The following is an 8,967-nucleotide window of genomic DNA, read 5'->3' as shown; positions in this document are numbered from 1 at the left end:
GTGGGATGTCGGTGGGGTGGGGCAGACTGCGGGCATGCCGATCCGTTCCGTCGCCGACCTGACCGCCGCGCTCGACGCCGGCGAGACGTTCAAATACCTGCACTTCTGGGGGCACCGGCCACGGCCTGACGGCAGCATCGGCGCGAGCTGCCTGAGCCAGTGGTGGCCGGCGGCGTTCACGGTGGACGGGCGCGAGTTCGCGACGGCCGAGCACTGGATGATGTGGCACAAGGCCACCCTCTTCGGCGACCACGCGATCGCCGAGCGCGTGCTGGCCGCCGGGCATCCGCACCGGGCCAAGGCGCTCGGGCGGCAGGTCCGCGACTTCGACGAGGCGACCTGGACGGCCCGCCGCCACGAGATCGTGGTGGCCGGCAGCGTCGCCAAGTTCGCCCAGCACGAGCCGCTGCGGCGGTTCCTGCTCGGCACCGGCGACCGGGTGCTCGTCGAGGCCAGCCCGACCGACCGGGTCTGGGGCATCGGCCTGACCGCCGACGACCCGCGCGCCGCCGACCCGGCGACGTGGCGGGGCGACAACCTGCTCGGGTTCGCCCTGATGGAGGCGCGCGCCACGCTCGCCGGCCGGAGGGGGTGACGCCTGATCCGGGGCCGGGGGTGCGGGTAACGTGCTGCGTCGTGACCGCGTACTCGCACTGCTCGTTCTGCGGCGCGGCCTACCCGGCGGGCGCCGGGTGGCCGCGTGTCTGTTCCTCCTGCGGCGAGACGGTGTGGCGCAATCCGCTGCCGGTGGCGGTGGCGGTGCTGCCGGTCCGCACGCCGGAAGGACTCGGCGTGGTGGTGGTGCGCCGCGACATCGAACCGGCGCGTGGGCAGCTCGCGCTGCCGGGCGGCTTCGTCGAGTACGGCGAGGAGTGGTCCGAGGCGCTCGTCCGCGAACTGCGCGAGGAGACCGGGCTGCTGGCCGAGGCGGGCGAGGCGCGGCTGTTCGCGGTGCACGGCGCCCCGGCGGGCGGCACCATGATGGTCTTCGGCGTGCTGCCCGAACGGCCGGTGGGTGACCTGCCGCCGTCGGCGCCGACCGAGGAGGCCACCGAGTGGCTGGTGCTCACCGATCCGGTCGAGCTGGCCTTCTCCACGCACACCCGGGTGCTGGCCGACTTCCTCGCCGGCCAACGCCCGCTCTGACCTGGCGGTCAGCCGCCCGCCGGGACGGGCTGGGGTGAGAACGGCACGGCCGCCGGCGCCTCGATCTCCGGCTCACCGGCCGGGTGCCGCCACAGCCCGCGCCGCCGCAGGATCGGCAGCACGCCCTCGCCGAACCAGTAAGCCTCCTCCAGGTGCGGGTGGCCCGAGAGGATGAACTCGTCCAGGCCGAGCGCGTGGTACTCGGCGATCCGGTCGGCGACCTCGGTGTGGCTGCCGACCAGCGCGGTGCCCGCGCCGCCGCGTACCAGGCCGAATCCGGCCCACAGGTTCGGCGAGACCTCCAGCCCGTCGCGGGAGCCGCCGTGCAGGTCGAGCATCCGCCGCTGCCCCTCGGACTCGCTGCGCCGCAGCCCTTCCTGCACCGCGCGCACGTCGGCCTCGGGGATGCCGTCGAGCAGCTTGCGGGCCTGGGCCCACGCCTCCTCGGCGGTGTCGCGGCTGATCACGTGCAGTCGGATGCCGTACCGCAGCTCGCGGCCGGCCTCGGTGGCGAGCCCGCGGATCCAGTCCAGCTTGCCGGCCACCTGCGCGGGCGGCTCGCCCCAGGTCAGGTACACGTCGCTGTGGCGTACCGCCACCGGCCCGGCCGCGCCGGACGATCCGCCGAAGTAGACCGGCGGCACCGGGTCGGGCACCCGGCCGAGCCGGGCGCCCTCGACCCGGACGTGGGCGCCGTCGAAATCGACCGTCTCACCGCGCCACAGCGCCCGCACCACGTGCAGGAACTCGTCGGTACGCGCGTAGCGGGCGTCCTTGTCCAGGAAGTCGCCGTACGCGCGCTGCTCGGCGGACTCGCCGCCGGTGACCACGTTGAGCAGCAGCCGCCCGCCGGACAGGCGCTGGAACGTGGACGCCATCTGCGCGGCGAGGGTGGGTGAGAGCAGGCCGGGCCGGAACGCGACGAGGAACTTCAGCCGCTCGGTCACCTCGGTGAGCATCGCGGTGGTCAGCCAGGCGTCCTCGCACCACGCGCCGGTCGGGGTGAGCGCCCCGGCGAAGCCGAGCTGTTCGGCGGTGCGGGCGATCTGCCCCAGGTACGCGACGCTGGCCGGTCGCGCGCCACCGGCCGTGCCGACCGGTACGCCGTGACCGCCGCCCACGATGTCCCGGCTGTCGCCGTAGGTCGGCAGGAACCAGTGGAAGGTGAGCGACATGGTGTACCTCCGGTGCGCGGTCGGGCGGGCCGCCTCCTGAGGGGTGGGACGACCACGCCGACACCCTACCCATAAAACCTATCGGGTTGGTAGGTTGCTCTCGCCCGTCGACGCCGGGCCCTTCCCCTCCCCGAGGAGTCGTCATGCGTACCCCCAGATCCCGCCGCCGGCCGCTGGCCGCGCTGCTCACCACCCTCGCGCTGCTTGCCGCGACGGCGTTGACGGCCTGCGGCGGCGAGGCGGCCGACGCCAGCGGCGGCGGCGACGGCCCGCTGCGGATCGGCTACCAGCGCTTCGGCGGGCTCAGCCTGGTCAAGGCGCGCGGCGACGCGAAGAACGTCACCTGGTCGCTGTTCGAGAGCGGACCGGCCCTGACCGAGGCGCTGAAGGCCGGCTCGATCGACATCGGCCAGGTCGGCGAGGCGCCGCCGGTGTTCGCCGCCGCCGGGAAGATCCCGTTCTCCGTGGTCGGCACCTCTCAGCCGATCCCGCAGGGCGAGGCGGTGCTGGTCAAGGCGGACAGCCCGTATCGTGGATTCGCCGACCTACGCGGGCGCACCGTCGCGCTGAACAAGGGCTCCAACGTGCACTGGCTGCTGGTGAAGCTGCTGGAGGCGAACAAGATGACGCTCTCCGACATCAAGGTGAAGTACCTCAAGCCCGCCGAGGGACGGCCCGCGTTCGACAACGGGCAGGTCGACGCGTGGATCATCTGGGACCCCTACTTCGCGCTGGCCGAACAGCCGGGCGTCCGGGTGCTCGCCGACGCCACCGGCCTGGCCGGCAACCGCGAGTACGTGCTGGCCGCGCCGGACGCGGTGAAGAACCGCACCGCTGACGTGCAGGCGTTCCTGAACACGTACCGGCAGACCACCGACTGGGGCATCGCCCACCCGAGCGAGCGGGCCGCCATCCTCGCCCCGGAGCTGAAGATCCCGCTCGACGTGACCACCCGGGCGCTGGCCCGAAGCGCCAAGCCGCTCGCCCCGGTCACCCCGGAGATCGGCGCGGAGTTGCAGGCCATCGCGGACAGCTTCGTGGAGCTGAAGCTGGTGCCCGGACCGGTCGACATCGCCGGTCGGGTGGACGGCCGGTTCAACGAGGCGTTCCAGTGAGCGGTCCGGCGCTGGCCGAGGCGACCGCTCCGGTCGTACCCGATCGGGCGACGCCGCGGCGGTCGCGGGCCCGCGTCTCGCGGCGGTGGCGGCGTGCGGTGAGCCCGGTCGTGCTGGCGCTCGGCTGGGAGGTCGCCGCGCGGACCGGGCTGCTCGCCCCCGAGAAGCTGCCCGCGCCCAGCGCGGTGCTCGCGACCGGGTGGCGGCTGGCGAGCGACGGGACGCTCGGCGTGCACCTGCTCGACTCGCTCACCCGCGCCGCGCTCGGCCTGCTCATCGGCGGCGGCCTGGCGCTGGTGCTCGGCGCCGCGGCCGGGCTGCTGCGCCTCGGCGACGACCTGGTCGACCCGCCGGTGCAGATGGCCCGGATGCTGCCGCACCTGGGCCTGGTCCCGCTGCTGATCATCTGGGTGGGCATCGGCGAGTCGCTGAAGGTCACGCTCGTCGCGCTCGGCGCGTTCTTCCCCATCTACTTCAACACGTACGCCGGCATCCGCGACATCGACGAGCGGCTGGTGGAGGCGGCGCGCACCTGCGGCCTCGGCGCGGCGGCCCGGCTGCGGCACGTGGTGCTGCCCGGCGCGCTGCCGGCGCTTTTCCTCGGGCTGCGGCTGGCCATCGGCGCGGCCTGGCTCAGCCTGGTCGTCGGTGAGCAGGTGAACGCGCAGACCGGCGTCGGGTTCCTGATGATGGAGGCGCGCGAGTTCAGCCAGACCGACGTGGTGGTGCTCGGCCTGCTCATCTACGCGCTGCTGGGGCTCGCCTCCGACCTGCTCATCCGGTACGCGGAGAGGAGGACGCTGGCGTGGCGACGCGGACTGCGCGCGACCTGACCGGGCCGGTGCTCACCGCACGGGCGGTGACCCGGTCCTTCGGCCCGGCCGTGGTGCTGGCCGGGGTGGACCTGACCATCGCCGCCGGCCAGACGGTGGCGCTGCTCGGCGGCAGCGGCTCCGGCAAGAGCACGCTGCTGCGCGTGCTCGCCGGGCTCGACGGCGACGCGGGCGGCGAGCACGCGGTGCACGGCACCGCCGCCGTGGTGTTCCAGGAACACCGGCTGCTGCCGTGGAAGCGGGTGGCCGACAACGTGGCGCTCGGCCTGACCGGGCCGGACGTGGGCGGGCGGGTCGGCCGCGCGCTGGCCGAGGTCGGGCTCGCCGACCGGGGCCGGGCCTGGCCGGCGGAGCTGTCCGGCGGGCAGGCGCAGCGGGTCGCGGTGGCCCGCGCGCTGGTCCGCGAACCGGACCTGCTGCTGCTCGACGAGCCGTTCGGCGCACTCGACGCGCTGACCCGGCTGCGCATGCAGGGGCTGCTGCGGCGGCTGCGCGCCCAGCACGGCTTCGCCGCGCTGCTGGTCACCCACGACGTGGAGGAGGCGCTGCTGCTCGCCGACCGCGTCCTGCTCCTCGACGACGGCGTCATCGCCGAGGAGGTGCCGGTACGCCTCGGCCCGTCCCCGAGCCCCGACGACCCGGCCCTCGGCGCGCTGCGCCGCCACCTGCTCGACCGCCTCGGCGTACCCGCCGGCTGACCGCGAGGGAGACCCGATGACCCGCTGGACGCCCGACCCGACCTTCTACCCCTCCCCCGCACTCGCCGCGACCGCGCCGGCCGAGAAACTCGCGTACGTCGCCGCGTTCGACCGCGCCGGGCAGCGCCCCGACGCCATCGCGGTGCTCGACACCGACCCGGACTCCGGCTCGTACGGCCGGGTGGTGGGATGGACGGAGCTGCCGAACACCGGCGACGAACTGCACCACTTCGGGTGGAACGCGTGCAGCAGCGCGCTCTGCCCGACCGCGCCGCACCCGCACGTGGAACGCCGCTACCTGATCGTGCCGGGCCTGCGCTCGTCCCGGATCCACGTGCTGGACACCAAGACCGACCCGCGCGCCCCCGAACTGGTCAAGGTGATCGGGCCGGAGGAACTCGGCAAGCGCGCCGGATACTCCCGTCCGCACACCGTGCACTGCGGGCCGGACGGCATCTACGTCTCCGCACTCGGCGGCGCGGACGGGCAGGAGGGGCCCGGCGGCATCGCCGTGCTGGACCACACCACGTTCGAGGTACGCGGCGCGTGGGAGGCCGACCGGGGGCCGCAGTTCCTGGCGTACGACTTCTGGTGGCACTACACCCAGGACGTGCTGGTCACCAGCGAGTGGGGCACGCCGTCGATGATCGAGGACGGCATCGTCGGTGAGCTGCTGCTGGGCCGCGGGTACGGGCACGCGATCCATTTCTGGGACCTGGCGAAGCGCCGGCACGTGCAGCGCGTCGACCTCGGCGACCAGTACCAGATGCCGCTGGAGTTGCGCCCCGCACACGACCCGACGAAGTCGTACGGCTTCGTCGGCGTGGTGATCAACGTCGAGGACCTGTCCGCCTCGATCTGGCTGTGGCACCGCGACGGCGACGCCTGGGCGGTGACCAAGGTGATCGACATCCCGGCCGAGCCGGCCGACCCGGCCGACCTGCCGGACCTGCTCAAGCCGTTCGGGGCGGTGCCGCCGCTGGTCACCGACATCGACCTGTCGGTGGACGACCGGTTCCTGCACGTCTCCTGCTGGGGCACCGGCGAACTGATCCGCTACGACGTCAGCGACCCGTTCCACCCGGTACGCGTCGGCTCGGTGCGCCTGGGCGGCATCGTCAACCGCACCCCGCACCCGGCGTTCCCGGACGAGCCGCTGGCCGGCGGGCCGCAGATGGTCGAGATCAGCCGGGACGGCCGCCGCGTCTACGTCAGCAACTCGCTCTACGGCGCCTGGGACGACCAGTTCTACCCCGACGGGGTGGGCGCCTGGGTGGCGAAGCTCGACGTCGACCCGGAGCACGGGGGCCTGGTGCCGGACCCGCGGTTCTTCCCGCGCGGGGAGGAATTCCGCGGCCTGCGCGTGCACCAGACCCGGTTGCAGGGCGGCGACGCCTCGTCCGACTCGTACTGCTTCCCGTGACCGGCGCGACCTGGGCGGCGCTGGCCGGCCTCGGCGCGTTCCACGGCCTGAACCCGGCGATGGGGTGGCTGTTCGCGGTGGCCCGGGGCCTCCAGGAGCGCCGCCGGGCCGCGCTGCTGGAGGCCCTGCCGCCCATCGCCGCCGGTCACCTGGCCTCGGTGGCGGTGGTCGCCGCCCTGGTGAGCGCCACCCGGTCGGTGACGGCGAGCACGGCGGTCGCGGTGGCCGGCGGGGTGCTGCTGGTCGGCTTCGGGCTGTGGCGGCTGCTGTCCGACCGGCACTTCCGGTGGGCCGGGATGCGGCTGTCGGCGGCGCAGCTCACCGCCTGGTCGTTCCTGATGTCGGCGGCGCACGGCGCGGGCCTGATGCTGCTGCCGGTGCTGCTCGCCGAACCGGCGGCCGGCGGAGGCCCGCACGCCGGGCACCTCGCCGCCGCGCCGGCCGGCGCGCTGACCGGCCTGCTCGCCGCCGCCGTGCACACCGCCGCCATGCTCGCCGTCGCGCTGGCCGTGGCCCTGCTGGTGTACGAGGTGCTCGGCGTCGGTGTGCTGCGCCGCGCCTGGTTCAACGTCGACCGGCTCTGGGCCGGTGTGCTCGTGGCGGCCGGGGTGGTGACGCTGCTCGGCGCGGCGTGAGTCGTCGCCCGCCACCTGCGACGGATCGATGAAAAGTCCTACTGATTGAATAGGAAAGGCAGCGTCGCCCACCCTGGAGGTCAGTCGTGAGTCAGTCCCCGTCCCCCGCCGAAGCCGTCCACGACGCCGACCGGAGCCGGCAGTGGCTCGCCGGGCAGGCGCACGGGCCGGGCGTCGACCGCGACCGGCTGCTGGAGGTGGGCGCGGCGATGGCCGCGGTGACCGCCGCCGCCGCGGAGCGCGAGCCGGTCGCGGTGGCGTCCGCGCCGGTCGGCGTCGACCCCGGCGCGCCGATCGTCAAGCCGCTGCCGCCGGAGCTGCTGCGCCCGCTGGACACCAACGCCGAGATGCGCTGGCCGTCGATGGCCGGCCAGGGGTACGTGGTCCCGACCGACCGCTTCTTCGTCCGCAACCACACGGTCACCCCGCACCTGGACGCGGCCATCTGGCGACTGCGCCTGTTCGGCGACGGCCTGCGCGGCGCGCCCACCCGCGAGAACCCGGTCGAGTTCGACCTCGACGAGCTGCGCCGGCTGCCCGCCGAGGAGCACGCGGCGCTGCTGGAGTGCGCCGGAAACGGACGGCGCTACTTCGCCGAGCAGCAGGACGAGCCCGCCCCGGGCGTGGCGTGGGGACTGGGCAGCGTCGGCGTGGCCCGCTGGCGGGGCGTGCGGCTCGGCACGGTGCTGCGCCTGGCCGGGCTGCGCGACGAGGCGGTCGACGTGATGCCCGAGGGCCTCGACCCGGACTACGTCTCCGGCGGGGTCAACCTCGGCCGGGTACGCCGCCCGATGCCCGTCGCCAAGGCGCTCGACGACGTGCTGCTGGCGTACGAGATGAACGGCGAGCCGCTGCCCCCCGACCACGGCTTCCCGGTGCGCGTCGTGGTGCCCGGCTGGGTCGGCATCTCCTCGATCAAGTGGGTGGGCGCGATCGAGGTCTCCACCAGCCCTCTGTTCTCGCCGTGGAACACGCAGTTCTACCGGATGTTCGGTCCCGGCCACCCGGCCGACGGCACGATGCTCACCGCTCAGCCGGTACGCAGCGCGTTCGAGCTGCCCTGGGACGCCCGGGTGCCGGCCGGGGAGGAGATGCTGCTGACCGGCCGCTCCTGGTCCGGCAACGGCCCGATCGAGCACGTCGAGGTGGACACCGGCGACGGGTGGCGCCCCGCCGACCTGGTCGAGGCCGACCGGGGTGGCGCCTGGCAGCGCTGGACCGCCCGCTGGCGCCCTGAGGCCGCCGGACGGCACGTCCTGCGTGCCCGCGCCACGGACTGCACCGGCGCGGTCCAGCCCGACCGGGCCGCGCCGAACGACCTCGCGTACCTCTTCGACGCCGTGGTGGCCCACCCCGTGACCGCCTGCTGACCGCCGCTCAGGTGGTGCCGAGGTAGGGCGGCGGGACGGTGTCGGTGAGCCACACCCCGTTCGCCGAGCGGTAGAACAGGTACCCGGCCTCGGCCATCGCCGCCGCGTCCACGGTCAGCACCACCACCGCGCCGCCCCGGCGCGCACCGACGCGCCGGGCCGTCGCCACATCCGGCGACAGGTGTACGTGGTGCCGCCCGCCCCGGCGCAGCCCCTGCGCCCGGATCGCGTCCAGCACGGCCTCGGCGGTGCCGTGGAACAGCCGGGGCGGCGGCGCGGCCGGAGTCAGGCCGAGGTCGACCGGAACGGAGTGCCCCTGGTTGGCGCGGATCCGGCCGCCCCCGTCCGGGCCTGCCTCGACCGCGAAGCGCTGCTTGTCGTTGCCCGCGACCACGGCGTCCAGCTGGGCGCGGCTGATCCGCAGCCCGGCGAGCACGTCGGCGACCGGCACCCACCCGGCCCGGTCGAGTCGCAGTCCGAACGCGTCGGGCCGGTGCCGCAACGCCAGCGACAGCCGCTTGCTCACCCGAACGAGATCCCGGTGTTCCACCCGCCCAGTGTGATTCCGCAGC

Annotated in this window: 10 protein-coding genes; 8 read left to right on the top strand and 2 right to left on the bottom strand. The window is 74.6% G+C overall.

Annotation, left to right across the window (positions count from 1 at the left end; translation table 11 throughout):
* The first annotated feature begins 34 nt into the window (after window positions 1–34).
* Entirely contained in the window at window positions 35–595 is a 561-nt protein-coding gene (locus EAD96_RS29890; RefSeq protein WP_121686584.1) for an NADAR family protein, read from the top strand.
* A 41-nt stretch (window positions 596–636) separates the two neighbouring features.
* On the top strand, window positions 637–1,146 hold the full coding sequence (locus tag EAD96_RS29885) for an NUDIX domain-containing protein (protein WP_120569555.1): 510 nt from the start codon (window positions 637–639) through the stop codon (window positions 1,144–1,146).
* Window positions 1,147–1,154: 8 nt separating this feature from the next.
* On the opposite strand, the gene EAD96_RS29880 is transcribed toward EAD96_RS29885, so the two are convergent.
* On the bottom strand, window positions 1,155–2,321 hold the full coding sequence (locus tag EAD96_RS29880; RefSeq protein WP_121686583.1) for an LLM class flavin-dependent oxidoreductase: 1,167 nt from the start codon (window positions 2,319–2,321) through the stop codon (window positions 1,155–1,157).
* 143 nt (window positions 2,322–2,464) lie between these two features.
* Here EAD96_RS29880 and EAD96_RS29875 point away from each other — a divergent pair, with 143 nt between their 5' ends.
* The 6 genes from EAD96_RS29875 (at window position 2,465) to EAD96_RS29850 (ending at window position 8,395) form a co-directional block, all read left to right on the top strand.
* A complete protein-coding gene (locus tag EAD96_RS29875; protein WP_121686582.1) occupies window positions 2,465–3,436 on the top strand; it encodes a sulfonate ABC transporter substrate-binding protein in 972 nt (323 codons plus the stop codon).
* Entirely contained in the window at window positions 3,433–4,269 is an 837-nt protein-coding gene (locus EAD96_RS29870; protein WP_071094658.1) for an ABC transporter permease, read from the top strand. The genes EAD96_RS29875 and EAD96_RS29870 overlap by 4 nt, the downstream gene beginning before the upstream one ends.
* Window positions 4,242–4,967, top strand: a complete 726-nt coding sequence (locus EAD96_RS29865) for an ABC transporter ATP-binding protein (RefSeq protein ID WP_071094656.1) — start codon at window positions 4,242–4,244, stop codon at window positions 4,965–4,967. The genes EAD96_RS29870 and EAD96_RS29865 overlap by 28 nt, the downstream gene beginning before the upstream one ends.
* A 16-nt stretch (window positions 4,968–4,983) precedes the next feature.
* Window positions 4,984–6,390 (top strand): selenium-binding family protein, encoded by a 1,407-nt coding sequence (locus tag EAD96_RS29860; RefSeq protein WP_121686581.1) that lies wholly within the window; start codon window positions 4,984–4,986, stop codon window positions 6,388–6,390.
* Window positions 6,387–7,025 carry a hypothetical protein gene (locus EAD96_RS29855; protein ID WP_121686580.1) on the top strand — a complete coding sequence of 213 codons (639 nt, stop codon included), beginning with the start codon at window positions 6,387–6,389 and terminating at the stop codon, window positions 7,023–7,025. Before EAD96_RS29860 ends, EAD96_RS29855 begins: the two co-directional genes overlap by 4 nt.
* 86 nt (window positions 7,026–7,111) lie before the next feature.
* On the top strand, window positions 7,112–8,395 hold the full coding sequence (locus EAD96_RS29850) for a sulfite oxidase (protein WP_121686579.1): 1,284 nt from the start codon (window positions 7,112–7,114) through the stop codon (window positions 8,393–8,395).
* 7 nt (window positions 8,396–8,402) lie between these two features.
* On the opposite strand, the gene EAD96_RS29845 is transcribed toward EAD96_RS29850, so the two are convergent.
* Entirely contained in the window at window positions 8,403–8,945 is a 543-nt protein-coding gene (locus EAD96_RS29845) for an RNA 2'-phosphotransferase (RefSeq protein WP_121686578.1), read from the bottom strand.
* Between the last annotated feature and the right edge of the window lie 22 nt (window positions 8,946–8,967).

It is taken from the genome of Micromonospora sp. BL1 (assembly GCF_003667485.1).
Taxonomy (GTDB): Bacteria; Actinomycetota; Actinomycetes; order Mycobacteriales; family Micromonosporaceae; genus Micromonospora; species Micromonospora tulbaghiae.
This window is presented reverse-complemented; position numbering and strand designations above follow the sequence as displayed.